Annotated in this window: 20 protein-coding genes; 14 read left to right on the top strand and 6 right to left on the bottom strand. The window is 51.0% G+C overall.

The genetic code is table 11. The features are described from left to right. The first annotated feature begins 251 nt into the window (after positions 1–251). The 8 genes from REIFOR_RS12820 to galE all read left to right on the top strand — a co-directional run bounded on the left by REIFOR_RS12820 (position 252) and on the right by galE (position 8,334). Positions 252–1,361 carry a cytochrome c3 family protein gene (locus tag REIFOR_RS12820; protein WP_100257939.1) on the top strand — a complete coding sequence of 370 codons (1,110 nt, stop codon included), beginning with the start codon at positions 252–254 and terminating at the stop codon, positions 1,359–1,361. A 33-nt stretch (positions 1,362–1,394) separates the two neighbouring features. Then, the gene (locus tag REIFOR_RS12815) at positions 1,395–3,017 is read left to right on the top strand and encodes a tetrathionate reductase family octaheme c-type cytochrome (RefSeq protein ID WP_100257938.1); all 1,623 of its coding nucleotides are present in this window, start codon (positions 1,395–1,397) and stop codon (positions 3,015–3,017) included. Continuing rightward, on the top strand, positions 3,014–3,652 hold the full coding sequence (locus REIFOR_RS12810) for a cytochrome b/b6 domain-containing protein (protein WP_193437301.1): 639 nt from the start codon (positions 3,014–3,016) through the stop codon (positions 3,650–3,652). Before REIFOR_RS12815 ends, REIFOR_RS12810 begins: the two co-directional genes overlap by 4 nt. 226 nt (positions 3,653–3,878) lie before the next feature. Next, positions 3,879–5,810 carry a threonine--tRNA ligase gene (thrS, locus tag REIFOR_RS12805; RefSeq protein WP_100257937.1) on the top strand — a complete coding sequence of 644 codons (1,932 nt, stop codon included), beginning with the start codon at positions 3,879–3,881 and terminating at the stop codon, positions 5,808–5,810. 3 nt (positions 5,811–5,813) lie between these two features. Continuing rightward, a complete protein-coding gene (infC, locus tag REIFOR_RS12800; RefSeq protein ID WP_100257936.1) occupies positions 5,814–6,353 on the top strand; it encodes a translation initiation factor IF-3 in 540 nt (179 codons plus the stop codon). Between the two features lie 193 nt (positions 6,354–6,546). Further along, positions 6,547–6,741, top strand: a complete 195-nt coding sequence (rpmI, locus tag REIFOR_RS12795) for a 50S ribosomal protein L35 (protein WP_100257935.1) — start codon at positions 6,547–6,549, stop codon at positions 6,739–6,741. A 15-nt stretch (positions 6,742–6,756) separates the two neighbouring features. Next, positions 6,757–7,119 carry a 50S ribosomal protein L20 gene (gene rplT / locus REIFOR_RS12790; RefSeq protein WP_100257934.1) on the top strand — a complete coding sequence of 121 codons (363 nt, stop codon included), beginning with the start codon at positions 6,757–6,759 and terminating at the stop codon, positions 7,117–7,119. 201 nt (positions 7,120–7,320) lie between these two features. Further along, a complete protein-coding gene (galE, locus tag REIFOR_RS12785) occupies positions 7,321–8,334 on the top strand; it encodes a UDP-glucose 4-epimerase GalE (RefSeq protein ID WP_100257933.1) in 1,014 nt (337 codons plus the stop codon). A 14-nt stretch (positions 8,335–8,348) separates the two neighbouring features. Here the strand turns inward: galE and REIFOR_RS12780 are convergent, their stop codons facing one another. Further along, positions 8,349–8,813 carry a Fur family transcriptional regulator gene (locus REIFOR_RS12780; RefSeq protein ID WP_100257932.1) on the bottom strand — a complete coding sequence of 155 codons (465 nt, stop codon included), beginning with the start codon at positions 8,811–8,813 and terminating at the stop codon, positions 8,349–8,351. 119 nt (positions 8,814–8,932) lie between these two features. On the opposite strand from REIFOR_RS12780, the gene REIFOR_RS12775 reads away from it, so the two are divergent. The 4 genes from REIFOR_RS12775 to REIFOR_RS12760 all read left to right on the top strand — a co-directional run bounded on the left by REIFOR_RS12775 (position 8,933) and on the right by REIFOR_RS12760 (position 15,112). Then, a complete protein-coding gene (locus tag REIFOR_RS12775) occupies positions 8,933–9,853 on the top strand; it encodes a metal ABC transporter substrate-binding protein (protein WP_100257931.1) in 921 nt (306 codons plus the stop codon). Positions 9,854–10,144: 291 nt separating this feature from the next. Next, positions 10,145–11,287, top strand: coding sequence for a M14 family metallopeptidase (locus tag REIFOR_RS12770; protein WP_100257930.1), 1,143 nt, complete (start codon positions 10,145–10,147; stop codon positions 11,285–11,287). A 233-nt stretch (positions 11,288–11,520) separates the two neighbouring features. Further along, positions 11,521–13,737, top strand: coding sequence for an ATP-binding protein (locus tag REIFOR_RS12765; RefSeq protein ID WP_158524380.1), 2,217 nt, complete (start codon positions 11,521–11,523; stop codon positions 13,735–13,737). Then, positions 13,727–15,112, top strand: a complete 1,386-nt coding sequence (locus tag REIFOR_RS12760; RefSeq protein WP_227003684.1) for a sigma-54-dependent transcriptional regulator — start codon at positions 13,727–13,729, stop codon at positions 15,110–15,112. Before REIFOR_RS12765 ends, REIFOR_RS12760 begins: the two co-directional genes overlap by 11 nt. A 93-nt stretch (positions 15,113–15,205) precedes the next feature. On the opposite strand, the gene REIFOR_RS12755 is transcribed toward REIFOR_RS12760, so the two are convergent. The 4 genes from REIFOR_RS12755 to REIFOR_RS12740 all read right to left on the bottom strand — a co-directional run bounded on the left by REIFOR_RS12755 (position 15,206) and on the right by REIFOR_RS12740 (position 20,754). After that, on the bottom strand, positions 15,206–16,597 hold the full coding sequence (locus REIFOR_RS12755) for a TRAP transporter large permease (RefSeq protein ID WP_193437300.1): 1,392 nt from the start codon (positions 16,595–16,597) through the stop codon (positions 15,206–15,208). Continuing rightward, on the bottom strand, positions 16,594–17,232 hold the full coding sequence (locus REIFOR_RS12750) for a TRAP transporter small permease subunit (protein ID WP_100257927.1): 639 nt from the start codon (positions 17,230–17,232) through the stop codon (positions 16,594–16,596). Before REIFOR_RS12750 ends, REIFOR_RS12755 begins: the two co-directional genes overlap by 4 nt. A gap of 179 nt (positions 17,233–17,411) precedes the next feature. After that, positions 17,412–18,419 (bottom strand): C4-dicarboxylate TRAP transporter substrate-binding protein, encoded by a 1,008-nt coding sequence (locus REIFOR_RS12745; protein WP_100257926.1) that lies wholly within the window; start codon positions 18,417–18,419, stop codon positions 17,412–17,414. 433 nt (positions 18,420–18,852) lie between these two features. Beyond that, a complete protein-coding gene (locus tag REIFOR_RS12740) occupies positions 18,853–20,754 on the bottom strand; it encodes a VacB/RNase II family 3'-5' exoribonuclease (RefSeq protein ID WP_100257925.1) in 1,902 nt (633 codons plus the stop codon). Between the two features lie 154 nt (positions 20,755–20,908). Between REIFOR_RS12740 and REIFOR_RS12735 the strand changes: the two genes are divergently transcribed. Continuing rightward, complete coding sequence (locus REIFOR_RS12735; RefSeq protein ID WP_100257924.1) at positions 20,909–21,103, top strand: hypothetical protein; 195 nt, start codon at positions 20,909–20,911, stop codon at positions 21,101–21,103. Between the two features lie 126 nt (positions 21,104–21,229). Then, complete coding sequence (locus REIFOR_RS12730) at positions 21,230–21,538, top strand: hypothetical protein (RefSeq protein WP_100257923.1); 309 nt, start codon at positions 21,230–21,232, stop codon at positions 21,536–21,538. An 8-nt stretch (positions 21,539–21,546) separates the two neighbouring features. On the opposite strand, the gene REIFOR_RS12725 is transcribed toward REIFOR_RS12730, so the two are convergent. Then, on the bottom strand, positions 21,547–21,924 hold the full coding sequence (locus tag REIFOR_RS12725; protein ID WP_100257922.1) for a SirB2 family protein: 378 nt from the start codon (positions 21,922–21,924) through the stop codon (positions 21,547–21,549). Positions 21,925–21,941: the final 17 nt, after the last annotated feature.

Below are 21,941 nucleotides of genomic sequence, written 5' to 3'. Positions count from 1 at the left end.
TTATCCGGTCAAGATGGAAAGTTGTTAGCAGGTATAAATGGCAGCTTTTAGGCTGGCGCTCCATCGTCTTGATAGATATTCAGTCCGGGTTAAAGTGAATTTACATCAAGCCAACACACAAGGACCTTAATCGTAAGAAGTATTGATCTCAATCAGGTATTTAATTAGGCCTTATCTCGTAATGCACTAAAATAATTAGGTAGTGAATTTACCGAGACTTTGCAAATAATGAAAATACTGGAGCCAGTCTTATGACGCCTTGTCGATCGACCTATCTCGTTGCTTTACTAGCCCTTAGTTTCGCTGCATTACTCGCCAGTGATTTAGCCACCGCCGAAGAGCGTAAGATTGAAATTCCCTTCTACGACGCCTGGTTAAGTTCTCCCCATGCCGATTTTACTTCAGAGCCCTTTGCCCATTGGAACGACGACGGGGCAGTTGATCAACGCTGTGCGGCATGCCACTCCACCACAGGTCACCTAGACTTTATCGGTGCCGACGGCTCAGCTGTGGGCTCGGTCGAAAAGACGGCACCCATTGAAGAGGGCGTTGCCTGCGTTGCTTGCCACAATAAGGTCACCGGCCAGATGACCGCGGTGACCTTTCCGTCCGGTATGGTCGTTGCGCGTGAGGAGGCCGATGCCCGCTGTATGGATTGTCATCAGGGTAGAGAGTCGGGTGCATCCATTAATGCCATGATCGCTAAGGCCGGTGTCGGCGATGATACGGTCGATGCGGCTTTGAAGTTCCTGAATGTGCATTATGCCGCCGCGGCGGCAAGCCGCTTTGGATCTGAGGCCGGGGGCGGTTACGAATACGCCGGTGAGGATTATCTCGGGTTTTATTTTCACGATGACTACGCGACCCAATGCAATGATTGCCACAATCCGCACACGACCAAGGTTGAGCCGCTGTTCTGTGCCGAATGTCATGAAGAGGTAACGTCGATAGATGATTTTGCCTTTATCCGCAGCAGCACAGGCGACTTCGATGCCGACGGCGATAGCAACGAGGGCATCAAGCAGGAAATCGAAGGACTGCATGCCATTCTCTATGCGGCCATGCAAACCTACAGTGAGAAAATAGTGAACGCCCCGCTGGCATACGATGGCCATGCCTACCCATACTTTTTTGCTGATACCAACGGCAATGGCCAGGTCGATGAAGATGAGGCGGTCCGAGCCAATGGCTACCAACAATGGACACCGCGTTTAGCGCGAGCGGCCTATAACTATCAGTTTGCTGCTAAGGATCCGGGCGGCTATACCCACAATCCCCAGTATATGCTGCAGCTATTGAATGACAGCGTGCAGAACCTGGGTGAAAAGGTGCCGGTCCCGGCTACTGTGCGCCCCGATTAAACCGCGCGCCTCGACTAAAAGGCATAGGTCTGTATGACGTTACACTATTCTGAACTGCCGGCGCGAAAGGGCCGGCGGTTCTGTTTTGTCGGTCTGTTGTTTATTGGCTTGTTTTCGGCTGTCCCTGTTGTGGCAGCACCAACGGCAGATCACAGCCAATTCGACGCCCTTCAAGTCCCCTTTAGCGACATCGAACAGATCAATGCCGCCTGTGTTGGCTGTCATAATGTGGCCGAAGATCAGCTGCATAAGACTCTTCATTGGCAGTGGGACATCGCTCTGGAAAATGGTGAACAATATGGCAAGCTGAATGTCATTAACGCCTACCACCCCAATATCGCGTCCAATAGCCAGGCCTGTGGCAGTTGCCATATTGGCTTTGGCTTGGCCAAAAAAATCACCGATGGCATTGCGCCGGCGGCGGTCGATTGTTTGGCCTGCCACGACACCAGCGGCGAATACTTCTATTTCCGCTTTCATCAAGACGGGGCCGAATGTGCCATGTGCCATGACGACGGGGCCGATGCGATGAAGCAACGGGTCAAGACGCAGGGCGAAAAATACACCCTGTCGCTTAGGGCCATGGCTCAGTCGACTGGCGCCACCTCGACGGCCACCTGCGGCAGTTGTCACTTCTACGATGGCGGCGCCGATGGTGCCAAACATGGCGATCTGGATAGCTCGTTGTTCGACGCGGATTTTGCCGTTGATGTCCATATGAGTGCCGACGGCGCAGACTTCACCTGCAGTTCCTGTCATCAGAGCATTGATCATCAGTTGTTTGGCAGTCGTTATCAGGCGCACAGTGTCGGCGATGACCAGGGCGTCAGTGCGCTCACCGGTGCACGTGCTACCTGCGTGTCGTGCCATGGCGACCGGCCGATGCAGGACGATAAGCTCAACGATCACACCGATGTTATCGCCTGTCAGACCTGCCATATTCCCACCTATGCCCGCGGTGGCATTGCCACCAAAACCAAATGGGATTGGTCCACGGCCGGCGACCTGAACCGCAGTAAGCGGCCCAAGGTTGAGGTCAATAGCGCCGGTCGGGTGAGCTATGCCAGCCAAAAGGGGCATATGGAGTACGGTGAAAACCTAAAGCCGGTCTATCGCTGGTTTAATGGAGCGATGGTCTTTAAAGCGCCCGGCGCCGAGGTGAATAGCGACGGGGTGACGCTGATTAATGAGATCCAGGGGTCGTCGCAGGATGGCATCTCGAAGATCTTTCCATTCCATCAAATCACCTCAATCCTGCCCTACGATACCCAGAGCCAGCAGCTGATGCCGATGAACTTGGCGGGCCGCAGTAGAGATGCCTACTGGAATGGCTACAACTGGCCAAAGTCGCTCAAGGCCGGTGCCAAGGCGGCGGGTATTGAATTCTCTGGCAATTTCGATTTCACCGAAAGCCAAATGTCCTGGCCGCTCAATCACACGGTGGCACCCAAAGAACAGGCCTTAAGCTGTAACGCCTGCCATGGCGCAACATCTGACGGTCTATTGGATGAGGTCGAGGGGCTCTACATTCCGGGTCGGCGGCAACATGCTTGGCTCGATCGTTACGGCGTGTTGGCGCTGCTCGTGACCTTTCTGGGTGTGGCCGGTCACGGCACCCTGAGAGCCTATTTCGGCTGGCGGAGGAAACAGCTATGACTGAGATAACCGAACGCATCTATCTGTTTAAATGGTTTGAACGCTTTTGGCATTGGTCGCAGGCGGTGTTAATTATCCTCATGGCCATTACCGGTTTTGAAATCCATGGCAGTTACAACCTGTTTGGTTTCCACACCGCGATCGACATCCATGTATATTCCGCCTGGATCCTGATTGTGCTTTGGGTCTTTACCATCTTTTGGCATCTAACCACCGGTGAATACAAACACTATATTCCCACCTGGAAGGGACTCACCCAGCAAATTCTTTATTATATGCAGGGTATCTTTACCGGTGCGCCGCATCCGTTCCATGCCAGTGCCAAGGCCAAGCACAATCCGCTGCAACGCATTGCCTATCTGCTGCTCAAGGTGATGATGATCCCGCTGATCTGGGCCAGTGGCCTGCTCTATCTGTTTTACAATGACTGGGCTGCCTGGGGTCTAGTCGAGCTGGGCTTAACCTTGGAGCAAGTTGCTGTGGTTCATGTCCTAGCGGCCTTTTTGCTGCTGCTATTTTTAATCGCCCACCTGTATCTGATTACCACCGGCGCAACCGTCTTGCAGTTTACCAAGGCCATGATCACCGGCTGGGAAGATGTGCCGGTGGAGCACAACAAGCAACCCAAGCTCTAAGCCCATCAGCGGGGCGCTCTGCCTCGCCGAATCGCCCTGCTAAACGGCCGACGGCCATTGTTCTACTCGCCTGCTGTGCTATTATCCGCCGCTCGACGCATCCCATGATGCATTGTGTCGGGTGTACGGTCCTTTGGTAAGGGTAGGCATCCAACGCAATTAACACCTGACTAGTTACAGTCCAACACGTGGCCTTTGGTAGAGGTCACCACTGAAGGAGAACAGCATGCCTATTATTACCTTGCCCGATGGTTCCACCCGCGAATTCGATCAACCCGTCTCCATTATGCAAATCGCCGAGGCGATTGGCCCCGGTCTAGCCCGCAACACCCTAGCTGGCCGCATTGACGGTGTCCGTGTCGACGCCTGTGACCTGGTGACTCAGGATGCCAAGATAGAAATTATCACCCCCAAGGATGACGACGGTCTGGAGATCATTCGTCATTCCTGTGCACATCTGTTGGGCCATGCCCTGAAGCAGCTTTACCCCGACGTTAAGATGGCCATTGGGCCGACGATCGAGAACGGCTTTTATTACGATATCGATATGGCACAGCGCCTAACCGAAGACGACCTGGACAGCATCCAGAAGCGCATGCTGCAGTTGGCTAAAACCGATTATGCCGTGGTTAAAGAGACCGTCAGTTGGCAGCAAGCCTTCGACGCCTTCGATGCGCGCAACGAACCCTATAAGAAAGAGATACTGGAACAGAACATCGCGCGCGATGATCGTCCGGGTCTCTACCATCACGAAGAATATGTGGATATGTGTCGCGGCCCGCACGTGCCGAACATGAAATTCTGTCAACACCTTAAGCTGATGCGCATCTCTGGTGCTTACTGGCGTGGCGACAGCAAAAATCAGCAGCTCCAGCGTATTTATGGCACCGCCTGGGCGGATAAAAAGCAGCTCAAAGAATATATGTTCTTTCTCGAAGAAGCCGAGAAGCGCGATCATCGTAAAATTGGTAAAAAACTTGACCTGTTCCATCTCCAGGAAGATGCCCCGGGTATGGTGTTTTGGCATGCCAATGGTTGGACCATCTATCAGGTGATCGAGCAGTATATGCGCCAGAAGCAGCACGCCTATGGTTACCAAGAGATCAAGACACCGATGATCGTCGATCGCTCCCTATGGGAACGCTCCGGCCATTGGGATAAGTTTAAAGACAGTATGTTTACCACTCACAGCGAATCGCGTGACAACGCGGTGAAGCCGATGAACTGCCCCTGCCATATCCAGGTCTTTAATCAGGGTCTGAAGAGTTATCGCGATCTGCCGTTGCGCTTGGCTGAATTTGGTTCTTGTCACCGCGATGAGTCTTCTGGCTCACTGCACGGCATTATGCGCGTGAAGGGCTTTGTGCAGGACGATGCCCACATCTTCTGCGCCGAAAATCAGGTGCAGGCGGAGGTGGCCAAGTTCATCGACATGCTGGAAGAGGTTTATCACGACTTTGGCTATGATGAGTTTATCCTCAAACTGTCGACTCGCCCGGAACAACGGGTCGGTTCCGACGAGGTTTGGGATAAATCTGAAGCCGCACTCGCCGAAGCATTGAACGCAACGGGCAAAGAATGGGCCTATTTACCCGGCGAAGGGGCCTTTTATGGTCCAAAGATTGAATTTACCCTGAAAGACAGTCTGGGTCGGCTCTGGCAATGTGGTACCATCCAGGTCGATTTTTCAATGCCGGGTCGTCTCGACGCCCAATATGTCGATGAGCATGGCGAACGCCAGACGCCGGTGATGTTACACCGGGCCATTGTCGGCAGTTTTGAACGCTTTATTGGTATTTTAATCGAACAGCATGCGGGCGCGATGCCAGCTTGGTTGGCCCCAACTCAGGTAATGATTTGTAATATTACCGACGCTCAGGCCGAAACTGTGCAATTAATTGCCAAAAACCTTGAAAATGAAGGATTTAGAGTACGATCTGACTTGAGAAATGAGAAGATCGGCTTTAAAATCCGCGAGCACACAATTCAGCGCGTTCCCTATTTGCTGGTTGTGGGCGACAAAGAAGTAGAAAACGGCACCGTTGCGGTTCGAACTCGTGAAGGTGAGGATTTAGGCGTAATGCCATTAGCCGAATTTAGTCAACTGTTGCGCGGCGCGATAGCGCGCAAGAGCCGAATCAGCAAAGATGAGGAATAAGTTATAAAACGTAACGCGAGAGCGGCTAAAAATGATAGCCGACATGTCATTAATGAGCAGATAGACGCAGTCGAAGTACGCTTAATTGCGGAAGATGGCGAACAATTGGGCGTAGTATCGTTAGAAGAAGCGATTAAAAAAGCGCGTGAGGCTGGCCATGAATTGGTTCAGATCTCCAATTCGGACCCTGTCGTTGCAAAAATCATGGATCTTGGCAAGAAACTCTACGAAGAGAAGAAGGCGAAAGCCGTTGCCAAGAAAAAGCAATCTCAGGTGCAGGTTAAGGAAATCAAATTCCGACCTAATACTGATATTGGTGACTATAACGTTAAGTTGCGTAACCTTATTCGTTTTCTGGAAGAAGGTAACAAGGCCAAAATCACCTTGCGCTACCGTGGTCGCGAAATGGCCCATCAAGAGCTCGGCATGGAGCTGTTGAAGCGGGTTGAAGGCGATTTGTCTGAGTATGGTGCCGTTGAGCAGCATCCGAAGATGGAAGGTCGTCAACTGACCATGGTGATATCACCGGCCAAGAAAAGGTAATTTGCCCGGGAAATTCATTTCCCGAGCGAACCCGGAGGCAGCTCGTTAGTCTCCGGTTAACGAAGACGACCCGCTTTTGAGGTCGTTTTTTATTAAAAGGCAACCGCTAGCTTCGAGGGGTTCCAAGGTCCTAAACGACTGACCCTGCACTACGTATGTGAAACGGTAATTGAAGTAAATCAGGAGATTGAAAATGCCAAAGATGAAAAGCAATTCTGGCGCTAAAAAACGCTTTAAGCGCACGGCGAACGGCTTTAAACACAGACAGTCTTTCCGTAGCCATATCCTGACTAAGAAAAGCAGCAAACGGATCCGTCAGTTACGCGGTATGTTGCAAGTTTCTGCCGCAGACAAGGCGCTTGTTAAGCGCATGCTGCCTTACATCTAATACAGGAGATTTAATATGGCACGTGTAAAACGCGGTGTTGTCGCTCGTAAGCGCCACAAGAAAATTCTAAAGCTAGCCAAAGGTTATTATGGAGCTCGTTCACGAGTCTTCCGTGTTGCCAAGCAAGCGGTTATCAAAGCAGGTCAGTATGCATATCGTGACCGTCGTCAGCGTAAACGCCAATTCCGCGCTCTGTGGATTGCCCGTATCAATGCTGAATCACGCGTCAATGGTCTGTCTTATAGCAAATTCATCAACGGCTTGAAAACAGCCATGATTGAAATTGACCGTAAAGTACTTGCCGATCTGGCTGTTTACGACAAGGTTGTTTTTGCAGCCATCGCAGAACAGGCCAAAGCTGCATTGCTTAAAGGCTGATTAGAATTGATTGAGAAACCCGCTTCGGCGGGTTTTTTTTGGCCTGCGTTTGTGCCCCAAGGGTGCTGAACAATTGAGCTGGAAAGACAGGCTGCGCTGCAGTGACTGGAGTCCGCCAGCGGCCGGGCGAGTGAAAATAGCCTTGGTCGCGCAGCGCCAGAGTGGGTATTATGGTCGCTACTTTTATTAAAGGAGATGCATATGACGGTTTTAGTCACCGGTGGTGCCGGTTATATCGGCAGCCATACTTGCCTGGAATTGCTCAATGACGGACAGGATGTCTTGGTCTTGGACAACTACTCGAACAGCTCGGCCGAGTCGCTGACACGAGTGAAAGCCCTAAGCGGTAAATCGCTCACCTTTGTGCGCGGTGATATCCGCGATCGCGCCTTACTCGATACCCTATTTCAACAGTACCGCATTGACTCGGTGGTGCACTTTGCCGGTCTAAAGGCTGTCGGTGAAAGTACCGAGCAACCACTGGCGTATTTTGACAACAATGTTGCTGGCAGCCTGACGCTGTTGCAGGCCATGCAAGAGGCTAAGGTGTTTCGCTTTGTGTTTAGCTCCTCGGCCACCGTTTACGGCGACCCGGCAACCGTACCCATTTTAGAATCCTTCCCGTTAAGCGTCACCAATCCCTATGGTCGCACCAAACTGATGGTGGAAGATATGTGCCGCGATTTGGCAGCATCCGATGCGCGCTGGCAAATTGCGCTGTTGCGCTACTTTAATCCGGTCGGCGCCCATCCCAGCGGTACCATCGGCGAACAGCCCAATGGTATTCCCAACAACCTAGTGCCCTACATTACCCAGGTGGCGATCGGTCAACGCGCCTTCCTGTCGGTCTTTGGCGACGACTACGATACGGCCGATGGCACCGGCGTGCGCGACTACCTGCATGTCGTCGACCTGGCCCAAGGCCACCTCAAAGCCTTATCGAAAATCCAAACTCAACCGGGTTGTGTGGCCTATAGCCTAGGCACCGGTCAGGGTTATTCAGTGCTGGATATGATCACCGCCTTTGAAAAGGCGTCCGGGCAAAAAATTCCCTATCAGGTGGCGCCGCGGCGTCCGGGGGATATTGCCTGCTGTTATGCCGATCCATCCTTCGCGGCACAGGAATTGGGCTGGCGCACGACCAAGGGACTCGATGAGATGATGGCCGACTCCTGGCGTTGGCAGAGTCAAAACCCGAACGGATACGGCAAGTAGCGTTCTAGTAGGCGCTATTGGGCAATGGCCTGGGCACAGTCGGTGCACAGGCATTTCAATTCCAACTGCGATTGCGTCAAAACAAAGCCGGCCTGCTCAACACTGATCTTTAGCGCGGCAAAGATTTCCTTCTGTATGCCAATCTCCTTGACCTGATGACACTGCTCACAAAGCAAAAACTGTGGCACCTGGTGTGTATGATTGCAGGTGCTGTGCGCGCAGGAGACAAACTTATTGGCCGAGGCCAGCTTGTGAGCCAGATTATTTTCGGTCAAGAAATCGAGCATCCGATAGATCGACATAGGCGGTATCGACTGACCAAACTGTTCCTTGCACTGCTCGGCCAGCTCATAGGCTGAGAGCGGGGTATCGGAGGCCAGCAACAGGGTGAAGACGTTACGGCGCTTGGGGGTCAGCTTAACACCGGCCTTGTCGGACGCATCGTCGGCTCGTATCGTCGCGGCTTTTAGGGTGGTCATGATAGCTCTCACTTCAGTCGCGTTAGGGCGGATGGTTCATGGCAGAAGAGTTGGTTAATTAAATGATATGATATATCATTGCACACTAACCATACTACTTAGAAGGCCTATCTTAGCCCATGCATTCTTCTATTTCCGCATCATCTCGCCGAAAGTCGTTTATCTTACTGCTAATGGGCCTGACATTACCGCTCTTCTCCGTCGCAGCCGATAAAATCAAGGTCGTTGCCACCTTTAGTGTGCTGGCCGATATGGTCGAACAGATTGCCGGCGACGCCATTGAGCTGACCACGTTGGTCGGGTTGAACAGCGATGCCCACGTATACCAGATTCGACCGATAGACGCTAAGCACGTCAGCGAAGCGGATCTACTGGTCACCAATGGCCTGGGTTTTGAGGGTTGGCTCGGTCGGCTGGAACAGTCTTCCGGCTTCAAGGGGCGCAAGTTGGTGGCATCGGACGGGATCGAGGCCATTCACCATGAAGGGCACGCCGATCACGCCGATCATGGCGACGGCGATCTCGATCCCCATGCCTGGCACAGTCTGAGCAATGGTCGCCAATACGTCAGCAACATAGCCCAAGCCTTGATCGACGTCGATCCAGCGCATGCAGACCACTATCAGCGTAATCTGGTGCGCTACCTGGCAGAGATCGATGCTCTAGACCTTGAACTGTCGGGCCGGGTCGCAGCCATTCCCGAGGGTCAAAGGCGGGTCATTACCTCTCACGATGCCTTCGCCTATCTGGCCCAGGCCTATGGCTTTGAATTTTTCTCGCCGCAACGCATTAGTACCGAAGCCCAGCCCTCTGCGCGAGATATTGCCCAATTAATTCGCCAGATTCGCGAGCAGGGCATTGGTGCACTCTTTATCGAAAACATCAGTGACGATCGCTTAATGCAACAGATCGCCAGTGAAACCGACGTTAGGCTGGGCGGCAAGCTCTACTCTGGTGCCCTGTCCGCAGCCAATGAGCCGGCCTCAACCTACTTGGCCATGATGCGCCACAATGTCACGCTGTTGTTGGCGGCGTTCTAACCACCCTAGGCAGCAAGCTGCGTCTGTCAAGGCAGGCAAGGCAAGGGGTGGTGAAAGCCTCTTTGGGTTGCTTAGAGGCCCACGGGGAGCTCGGCGGGCAGCGTTAAGAGGTTCGGCGATCGCTGTGCTTGCCACGAGGGGTTAATCTATGCAATCTTGTTCAGCAAGGGGCCCACTGACGATCGTCGTACAGCACTATTTCCGTCCGCGAAGTACTCCGATGTCCGAGTGGCCTAACCACCCTATACATTCTCCATTGGCCTATTGCCAATCAAGCGAAGACACTTAATTATGCATATTACTGATAACTTCGACAGCGGCAACATCCGTGTTATTGATGCATCCGATGCCGGCAATATCCAGCTGGAAATAAAGCACGATCATCAATCAGAATTTTTCCAATGGTTTCATTTTAAATTACAAACCGATCCGGTCCGGCCGGATGACGCGCAAGAGCATGTTATTCATTTAATAAATGCCGGTAAATCGGCCTATGTTCAGGGTTGGGTCGATTATCAAGCCGTCGCCTCTTACGACCGTGAACATTGGTTTCGGGTGCCGACCCAGTTTGATGGTGAAAAACTCACCATGCGTTTAACACCAGAATACGACTCGGTCTATTTTGCCTACTTTGCACCCTACAGCTATGAGCGCCATCAAGATCTGATTCACAGCGCCCAAATGCACCCCGATTGCCAATTGCATGTACTCGGCCAAACGCTCGATGGCCGTGACATGAGCCTATTAAAAGTAGGCACAGACGGTGAAGGTAAACGCGTCGTTTGGATTACGGCACGGCAACACCCGGGCGAAACCATGGCCGAATGGTTTGTGGAAGGTTTGGTAGACCGCTTGTTAAATGAGAATGATGGAGTCGCCCGGGCTCTAATAGACCAGGCGGTGTTCTATATTGTGCCCAATATGAATCCAGACGGCAGCGTCCGGGGTCATCTGCGGACCAATGCCGTTGGCGCGAACTTGAACCGAGAATGGTTAGAGCCGAGCATGGAGCGGAGCCCGGAAGTCTTCTTGGTGCGTGAGAAAATGCTCCAGACCGGGGTCGACATGTTCCTGGACGTGCATGGAGATGAGGCATTACCGGTTAACTTTGTCGCCGGTTGTGAAGGTGTCGTGGCTTACGACGCCCGCCATAAAGCACTAGAGGACAAATTCAAAGCCATCATGATCGCCATTACCCCTGAGTTCCAAGATGAACGCGGATACGGCAGAGGCGCGCCGGGTAAGGCGAACCCAACCGTCGCAACCCATTGGGTTGGCAACCACTTTAGATGTTTAGCCTATACCATTGAAATGCCATTTAAGGACAATGACTTGCTCCCTGATGACAGCGTTGGGTGGTCCGATGGACGCAGCAGCCTGCTGGGACGCGACTTTTTGACCGGTGTTTATCATATGGTTGGTGATTTGCGTTAGGCCCTCCATGCGGCACTATCCGCACTGCGAATAGCAGTGCAGTCGCATTTATGTTCGTCAATGGGTGTACAAAAAGCTTTCTTATCCAGGTTTCAGCACACCCGTTGATCAGATAGTACCTAATATGAGGGGATAAAACTAAAAGAGGACTGCCAGGTCTTAAGAGGGTTTGTTATAGTCAGGGAAAGGCCGAAATAATAACAAAAATGTCTGTTTTAAAGCATTCAAAACGAATGAATCACCCACCGCAAATCGAGGGTACCGTGGCGAATCGAAATCTGAATGGTGGCTACAACTCAAGACTACTGGTCACTTTGCTGTTAAGTTTAGCCGTTTTTCTATTTCTATTGGCAATGTTCGATAAAAAATTCCGCGCAAGTGAAACCGACAAGCTGCAAGAACAAGCAAGTCAACGATTATCTGTTTATCAAAACTCGTTGTTAACCAGTATTGAACAATACGAATTTTTACCCGCAGTGCTGTCAACGGATCCAAGAATTTTGCATGCATTAACAGAGGGGTCCGCTGTAAGTGAAAGCTCTCCACTGTTAAGCCAAACAAATGATAGAGCAGGATCTGACGAGATATTCTTGATGAATAAGGATGGCCTGACCATTGGGTCGTCTAATTATCTTTCGAATACCAGCTTTGTTAATCAAAACTACGCCTTCAGACCCTACTTTAAAATTGCAATCGAAGGCGGCCTTGGGGTCTATTTTGCAGTAGGGGCGACGAGCGGGAAAGCGGGGCTTTTTCTTGCTGAAGCCGTGTATGTTGATGGCGTCGTTACCGGTGTTATTGTTGTGAAAATATCCTTGGCAGCGCTGGAAAATAGTTGGGTGCAGTCGGGAGAAAAGGTTTGGCTTTCCGACGAACTTGGCATTGTATTTTTATCCTATGATGCTCGATGGCAATACCTGGGTCTGCGGCCGTTAAGCCTGAAAGACCAAAAATTGGTAGCGGAAACCAAACAATACGGTACCGAGGAAATCGAGCTGTTTGCAATAAAAGACGATAATTCCAAATATTCCTCGGTTGAATTGAAAGGTGAGTCCGAGCACATTTTGTTTCAACAGGATATTCAGGGTTTGGGTTGGAAGATTAGCTGGCTCTATTCAAAGGCAGAGTTCACAAAAGCCATAAACTTGAAAAAAATATACCTATTTTCGCTTTATGTGTTCATGATAATTTCGGGACTTTGGGTTCGTGAACGTATTAAAAGCGCTCAAACCCAGAAACACATTAGCCAGCTGATTCAGCAAAGCGAGGAACATCAGCGCGCGATCATCGAAAATACCGATGCGGGCCTTATTGTATTGCGCAACGACGGCATTACAACCTTCATCAATCCTCAGGCGAAGTTGCTTTTTCGACTAGAAGATGATTCATTGCCCGATATTCAATTGTTGATTTCGCCCTGGCGTGGGATACACGCCACAGTCAGGCCAACCGATGCCACTGGTTTGCGTACAGACGGCACCAAGGTACCCATTCTCGTCTCAACCAGCGCAATCGGAACCACCGGTGAGCACGAATACCTCGTCACTATTCACGACGTGAGCGAGCTGAAATCTGCACAGTTAAATTTATTAAAGAGTAATGATGCACTGGAACAGCGGGTTATTTCTCGAACTGAAGAGCTTCGCCAAGCGGAAAATGAACTCAACCAGTCACAGAGGCTGGCGTCTCTGGGCCGTATGTCTTCTGCCATTGCGCACGAAATAAACCAACCCATTACCGCCTTATCCAGTTATGCCGCAAGTAGTGAATTGTTGTTGCATCGTAACGATCATGAGAAAGTAGCGATAAATTTGACCAAAATAAAGGGTCTGATCGAGCGCCTCTCCTATATCAGTCGACAGCTGCGAATGGTCTCTGGTAAACGTAATACCGGCCTATCGACAATACGGATACTACCGGTTGTTCAATACGCACTAGACGTTTTGAAAACAAAAACGGAGCAACTGAAGGTAAAGGTCGAAATAGACATCGGTGAGTTTGACGAGGCTCAAGGTAATTCGATGATGCTCGAACAGGTAGTTGTCAACCTGGTTAGCAATGCTCTCGACGCGGTGATAAGTAAGACGGTTCGAGAAATATATATACGTTCTAGGCATGGATCTGGTCTTCGCTTAAGTATCGAAGATACCGGTCAAGGATTGAATCCAGACGACCTGCCGCACATATTTGAGCCCTTTTATTCAACGAAGGACATGGGTGAAGGGCTGGGCCTGGGTCTTGCTATTAGCTACAGTCTTGTGACCGATATGGGTGGCAAGCTTACCGTATCAAGCCAGGTTGGAAATGGCTCATTATTTAATATTGACCTCTTATCTTCATCTATAAACGTGAAAAATAACACGACTGAAAGTTTCGTATTCGATACCACCGATACCACCGATACCACCGAAGTCGCAAGTAAATTGCTGGGGAATAGAGTTGAAAAATAATCCAAACATGTACCATGTAATGGTTGTCGATGACGATCCAGCCATTCGTGAATCATTGGAGCAGTGGCTAAGTCTGGCCGATATAGAGGTTAAAACCTATGCCAGCGCACACGCTGCGTTGATAGATATTCCAAAGGATTATCCGGGTGTTATTGTTAGCGATGTGCGTATGCCGGCTATGGATGGCATGGAGTTTTTGAAACGGGCATCTAAGAACATACCGTTTATCCTAATAACGGGCCATGGCGGTATTACCCTCGCCGTAGAAGCCATGAAGGCGGGCGCCTACGATTTCGTCGAAAAACCTTATAATCCCGAGCGTCTGGTCGATATGATAAAAACGGCTTGCAAGCAGCGGCAGCACTATTTGGCGAACAAGAAAACCGAAGTTAGTGCTTATGATTTGAATGGCATTGAATCAAAAATAATTGGTCAGTCTGCCGCGGTGATAAGATTACGAAAACGCATACTAGCGCTCGCAAAGGTAAATTCAGATGTCGTTATTAGCGGCGAGACCGGCTCCGGTAAAGAGTTAGTCGCGCAGTGCTTGCATGAATACAGCGTTCGACGCGAACATGCTTTCGTGCCCATCAATGTGTCGGCGATCCCTGAAAACCTAATTGAATCCGAGTTGTTTGGTTACGAGGTGGGTGCCTTTACGGGGGCCACTAAGAGCCACTCGGGCAAGTTTGAATACGCTCATGGCGGCACCCTGTTGCTCGATGAGATTGAAAGCATGCCTATGTACTTCCAAGTAAAGATATTGCGGGTGTTGCAAGAGCGAGAGGTTGTGCGCATAGGGTCACATACTCCGAAAAGGATCGATGTGCGCATCGTGGCAGCCACCAAAAAAGACTTGAAGCTGGCCGTGCAAGAAGGCGACTTTAGGGAAGACCTCTATTATCGTCTGTTGGTGTCCGAAATTAAGATCCCGCCGCTGCGCGACCGTAAGGAAGATATTGTAATGTTGTTTAAACACTTCCTAACCAAGGCGGCCAATTTCAATGGTTTGGTATGCCCGGAAATATCTGTTGAAGAGGGACTGGTTTTGGAAACCTATAGCTGGCCGGGTAATATTAGAGAACTCAAAAACACGGCCGAGCGCTATATGCTAATTCACCACATTGATGACGTATCGGTGCAAGAACTGTTGCAGGTTAGCCAACCCGAGCTGTCGGGGTCGAATACGTTAATGTCTGAGGCTTCGCTGAGTGCCCGATTAGAGCATGTCGAAAAGATGCTTATCGACGCTGAGCTCAAGCTTCATGAGGGTAATATAAAGACGGTAATGGATGTCCTCGATTTGCCGAGAAGGACGTTGAACCAAAAGATGCAAAAGTATGGGCTCAGGCGTGAAGAATATTTGCCAAATTAGTGCGATTAAAAGACGACTTTAAGCTTATCGAATGGTCACTACGCAGCCGTGGGAACCACCTAAACGCCCCATCCCGAGGCGCTTAGTTTGCGACTACATCATCGACGGCAACCAAAGCACAATGCTCGGCACGGCTATTAAAACTGCAATGGTGAGCACGTCTGCGGCGAAAAAGGGGGTGACACCGCGAAATACATCCTGAACCGAAATGTCTTTTCGGACCCCAGCCACGACAAAGCAGTTCAAACCAATGGGCGGTGTTATCAAACACAACTCGGCCATCTTTACGACAATAATCCCGAACCATATAGCGCAGCCGGTAGAGGAGACGCCAAAGGCTGAATCCGCTGCGGTCACTAGCGGTCCACCATTTAAGGCGATGATAGCTGGGTACACGACTGGCAACGTGAGCAGTAGCATACCGATGGCATCCATAAACATGCCGAGTACGGCATAGGCCAATAGAATAAACAGTAATGTTATGTAGGGGCTTTGGTCGATACCCGCAATCCAGGCCGAGAAGGCATTGGGTAAGTCAGCAAAGCCTAAAAACCGTACATAAAGTAGAACGCCCCAAATCATGGTGAAGATCATCACCGTTAACTTAGACGATTCCATAAGCGCGTCTTTTAAGGTGCTCCAACGCATACCCTTATAAAATGCCATGGCCATAATCACGCCGGCACCCAAGGCACCCGCCTCGGTAGGCGTGCCAACACCCCCGTAAATACAAACCATGATGATAAAAATCACAAAGAAAATGGGTAGAGTTCCGGGTATCGACTCAAAGCGTTGCTTCCAAGTGAAGCCGCGCACCGGTGGTCCCAAATCCTTGTTCATCAGTGCGAGGAAAACCACCAGGCCACCGTAAATAAATGCCGAAACGATTCCGGGAATGAAACCCGCCATTAGCAAGGTGCCGACATCCTGCTCAACGATAATTGCATATATCACTAAAATGGCTGACGGTGGAATCAAGGAGGCTAATGTACCGCCGGCGGCAACAACGCCAGCCGCAAAGCGCTTGTCATAGCCCATCTTGAGCATTTCAGGAATGGCGACGCGGGCAAACACGGCGGAGGTCGCGACCGAGGCCCCGGATACAGCGGCGAAACCGGCAGTAGAAAACACCGTCGCCACGCCGAGGCCACCCGGCAGCCAGCCAACCCAACGTTTCGCCGCTTCGAATAAGGCTTTGGTTAAGCCCGCATGATAGGCCAGATAGCCAATGAGGATAAAGGTCGGGATAAGCGAAAGGGACAAGGTGGTGGCCTTTGAATGGGGTATGGTACCGGCCATCTTTACAGCAACAATAAAGCCTTTCTCAAAACCCATCTTAGCCGAAAAAATCCACACCAAGCCTAAAAATCCGGCACCGGCGGTTGCAAAGGCTACACGCACACCAATTAAAACAAAAATCAACATTACAAACGATACAATTACACCAATTTGGAGCGGCTCCGCCGTACTCATAAATTCAATCATGATTGCTCCTGCGATTCTTTGTCGTATTCCGAAGCAGCGCCTAAACTTTCTGCCTCTCTATTTGCTTGCGTCGCAGCATCTTCAATAAAGGGCACGCCCACTGGTTGTTCCGACCCTAACAGGATAGCCCGCGAGTAGGCCCACAACTGAAGCAAAAGGCGCAGCATCAAAAAGGACAAGGCGACTGGCACCAATAATTTTGCCGGCCATATCGGTATGCCAATATCCATAGAGCTGTCGCCATTGGTAAATGCCCGGTAGAAATGGAAGTAACTGCCATACACCAGAACTGCGGTAATGAGTAACATAAACAAGGTTGAGGCCCACTCAGCCACCCACAGGGCGCGCCCTTTCATTAAACTCAATAGAATATCCATGCGTATGTGGCCACCTAAGCGTTGGCAATAGGCAATGCCGATAAATGCAAAGACGGCCATGAATTGCTCAACCCAATCGATGTATCCTGTTACCGGTAAATTAAACAACCATCGACCGAGCGAATTAGCAATTGCCAACGCGACTAACATTGAAATTGTGATCCCACCAATAAGTGAAAACCAACTTTCCAGTTTAAAAAGCTGTTGGTCAAATTTACTCAGACGAGTGGAATCTTCACGAATGATCGAAGACGACATAGTAACTCCCAAAAAAACCTATAAAACCGCAGCGCTCACAAAAATTTTGCCAGAGTGCTGTCGTTTTATGGGTAATATATTTTGATGTTTAGCTGAAGTTCTAAACAACTACTGCAGGGCAGTAGCTGGTTAGAAAAGTTCTTTTCGCCAAGTTCTTTTCGCCAAGTTCTTAGCGAATATTACTTTGCGAGAGTGGAAAGCACTAGGTCATAGAGTTCCTGTGCAGGAAGACCACGGTCATTCATTTTAGTGATCCAAGCAGAATGGACTGGGCCCGCTGCTTGCTCTTTAAACGACGCAAGTTCAGCAGCTGAAAAGGTTACAGACTCAATGCCGCGCTCTGTAAGTTTTGGTCCCCATGCTGCCATGGTCTGGTTGTTGTAGTAGTCCACATAGTAGGCCAATGCCTCATCGACCGAACTTGACAAGGCTTCTTTGTGCTCAGCACTTAGGTTGGCGAAGGCATCGGTATTGACCACAACCGGGCAGTTAACGGTGCCGGGGTTCAGGTTGGTGGTCCACCATTTGGCTGCTTCAACCGTACCGAAAGACATGTGAGCATGGGGAGCAAAGGACACTGCATTGATCACACCAGAATCAAGTGCTTGACGAACTTCGGTAGCCGACATCGACGTTGGTACGGCACCAACCGTTTTCAAAGCTTCACCAATACCACCGGTAGCGCGAACACGCATACCTGCGAAGTCGGCGACTTTAGAGGGGGCTTCACCGACACCGACAATGTTGTACTGTGGTAATGGTGACGGCATCAGCAATTTCGCGTTCCAGCGAGCTAAGTCCTTCACAACGGCAGGATGGTTGTATATGGCTTGAGAAACGGCAATTTCTTCTTCAAGAGAACCAACACCCATAAACGGCAACTCGAGCACTGTAATGCTTGGGTTTTTATCAGGGTGGTACCCCGCGCAGAATTGCGCCATTTCAAACGCACCAAATGAAATGCCATCGAGGTTTTCAGTGTTTTTGGATAAAGTGCCGTAAGAGACGTTCAGGGTGAACTCACCGTTGGTCTTAGCAGAAACCAGCTCCGCTAGCTTTTCAACATGCTCGGTAAAGGCTCTTCTTTTGCCCCAAACTGACACATTCCATTCTGTCGCTGCAACGTTCACAGCGGTAAAAGAAGCTAACACCACGCCTGCAACGGCGATTTTTGCATTGAATTTCATTGTTGTTTCTCCAAATTTTTTATTATTTTGATCTGGTGAGCGTTTTGGAATTGGAAACTTATTGTCAAGCAGCCAACCAAAGGATCAATCTAGGAACGCAAATACCGTGCCTAACCGGTTTATTTATTTGGCACCGCCATAACGGGCTGTTAGCGCATGTTGGTTTGAGGGCCGAGCCTAATAGGCGTATTAATGCTTATTATGTTCAGGCAGTGAGCGAGATTTCGCCTATCTAGTAATGCAGTAGGACTAGGTATATGCCCGTAACAGGTCCGTAAAGGATTACCGGATGAGCCATATGAATCGAACAAAGGGAAGCGTATTAACGAGTTCGGGTTTTGAAGACCTGCCCGGAGTTTGATCCAGTTGGTTAAATTTAATCCCTTACCCAACGGGGTTCGGGATTTGGATAGACGGCCTTGCCTTGCAGGCATTAGACCAACGCGAGCATCATCTTATCGTCTTCGATCCGGGCGACCCTAACCTGCAACGCCTCGCCTAACTGATAGGTATGATCGGCAAACTTGAGCACCATGCGCAAGGCATCATGGCTATAGTCATCCTTTTTGCGGCGCATATCGATTAGGCCGGAGGCGCCATTGTCATCGAGCTGGGCAATAAGGCCGATGGCGGTGACATGCACGACGGTGGCATGCCAGACCTGGTCGGGCTGTTGCGCTAACCACTGCAAACGCAGTTTATTTTCGATCAGATTGCCCACTTGACGCGGTATATTGCCGCGCTCATTGAGGTCGCTGACCAGATCCTCTGCAATCTGCAGCGGCTGGTTTAACAGCTTGGCTTTAATCAGTCGATGGGTGGTCAGGTCGCTGTATTTACGAATCGGCGAGGTGACGGTGGTGTATTGCTCCAATCCCAGGCCAAAGTGGGCCGCAGCACTGTTCGACCAGGCGCCCCGGTCGAAGCGTTTCTGCAGCACGGTTAAGAGGGGGAAGTCGGCCAAGCCAGCCGCCGCCGCCATTATGGTGCGGAAGTCCGTCAGGTCGTGGCCGTTGAGGTTGGCCACTTCCGCGACGGTATCGCGCAATAGGCCCTTCAACTCGGTTTCACGATCGGGTTTGAAGCCGCGGTGCGTCATAAACAGCGCCGAGTCGGCCTTAAGCCAGTTGGCGACCGACGCATTGGTGGCAATCATGGACTCTTCCACAATCTCGCGCGCCACATCACGTGTTTCCTTATCAACAGCGGTTACTCTGAAGTCATTATCGACCCGCACACGGTAATCCGGGCGATCTTGCATCGGGTTACCATGCTGTCGACGCCAACCGGCCATCGCCGAGGTAGCCTGTTGCAAGGGCAGCAATTGCTGGTAGTCTGCCGGTAACAGGTTAGTGTCGGTCAACCAGAGCGCGACATCGGCATAGCTGAGCTTGCCACGACTGCGCACATGCGCCGTCTGAACTCGCAGGTCGGTAACGGCACCATCGGCCGCGATACTCAGTTCAAACACCAAGGCCGGACGTTGGCAATCCGGCTGCAACGACATGGCACCGTTGGCCAGCACCTCGGGCACCATGGGCAGGGTCAGGCCGGGCAAATAGGTGGTGCTCAAACGCCGCCGGGCGGCCAGATCGAGCAGCGAGCCGGGCGTGACAAAGAGCGAGGCATCGGCGATAGCCACCGATAAGAGCCAACCGTCACCAGTGCTCTGAGCATGCAGCGCATCGTCCATATCTTGGGTCGAGGCTGAATCGATGGTGACGAAGGGCCGATCGGTGAGATCGACATAGTCGCTCTGCGGCGCTAGCTGGCCCTGACATAGAGCCTCGGCTTCGGCCAATTCAGGGGCAGAGAAGGTCTCTTCTAAACGATGTTCCTGGATCGCCAAGCTGTACCAGGAGCGATTGTTATCGGCACTGCCCAACAGGCGGATAATCTCGGCTTGCGCCTTACCGGTCTCCCACGGGTGGCGGCGCAGTTTGGCAACGACCATTTCATTGTTACCGGCTTCTAAGGTTTGCTTAGGGGGTACAAATAACCAACCGGAGAAGGCTGAATTAAAGGGTTCCACGCCCTGCGCCTTGCCGCGCACATGATAGATGCCACAGAATTCGTCGATCGATGAGGCCACCAGGCTTTCCAGCTCCGCGCGGGTCTTACCGTCGGCCAGCTCAGTCACGGTAAAGGTCACCTCATCCCCGGGTAAGACCTTGGCCATATCATCGGGCGGCACAAAGTATTCGTCACCATTGGGGCAGGTTACAAAGCCAAAGGATTTACCGGTGCCCTTGATCAAGCCTTGCAAGACCGGCTTACTGGCTGTTATGTCGGTTTTCAGGGACTGGAGCAGTTCAAGGGATTTTGCATCTAACATAGGGGACGACCAATGATTATCGTAAAGCGGCTCATTATACCCACCTGAAAAATTCCACCAACCCAAGAGCGCTTTTTTTTGTAAACTAGATGACCTAAGCGAAGCTGATAAGCCAATCGCAGTAGATCACCTAACCCGAGCAGGGAACAGACCGATGGCCGATATACGTTCACTGGATGCGTTTCGCAAAGCCAGCAAGAAAAAGGCCGCGGCCGGTAAGAGCCTGTGCCTCAATGGCCACCATCGTTGGGCCACCGATACCAGCACCCGCTTTGATAGCCAACAGGGCAAACTGGTCACCCGATCTGTCTGTCAACGCTGCGGGCACAGTCGAGTGACCAGTCAATAGCATGTGGCTTAGATCAAGCCATAGAGGCACCCCGCTGGACAGGTTCTGCGTGTTTTGGGAATAAGGTCACATAATTGACAAGAGTATTGCTTGTGATGGGCGTGTCGGCGCAGTTAATATCGCCCTATGATTGAACCTGCTGTCGTCATTGCCATTCTAGAACCGTTGCAGATCTATGTAGCGGCTGTTTTCATTCCACTGGTCTGTTGGTATTTTGCCTATGGGCTTTCGCTATTGGGCCGTTGGTGTGCATTATGCAGCGGCTATGCGGTGCAAATTGGATTGTTTTTTCTGCTCGACGATGTCGGTCTACCGACCAACCTATTGATACTGATCGCCTCCGCCGCCGCCTATTTTTGGATCGCCACAGCCCTGCTGCACATTCCGGGCATGGCGCGCAAAACGCCCAGCCCAGTCAAACCCGCAGAGCCCTAACTCGAACCCTAGCCGACTAACCATGGGTTTTTGCTGATGGCAACGGCAATAATATAGCCAAACACTGCGATTGCCGCGCCATAGGTAAGCCATTGCTGCATGATGGAGCCCCGACGCTTGATCACCAGGGTGCATAGACCAATATAAACCACCAAGCCGATGACCTTGGCCAATATCCAGCCGCTATTGAACGGATGCAGGCTCAATGTCCACGCCAGGTAGATGGCTGCTAGCAGTAAAAAAGTGTCGACTATATGTGGTAAGATGCGCAGCAATTTCTGTTGCATAATGGCATGTTGTCGAATGGCCAGCGGGCCCCGGATGATAAAGCCCAGAATGGATAACATCGCCAATGTCATATGCAGGTTTTTGATCATTAGATACATAAAATCACCTAGTTGGG

This window comes from Reinekea forsetii, assembly GCF_002795845.1.
GTDB lineage: Bacteria > Pseudomonadota > Gammaproteobacteria > Pseudomonadales > Natronospirillaceae > Reinekea > Reinekea forsetii.
This window is presented reverse-complemented; position numbering and strand designations above follow the sequence as displayed.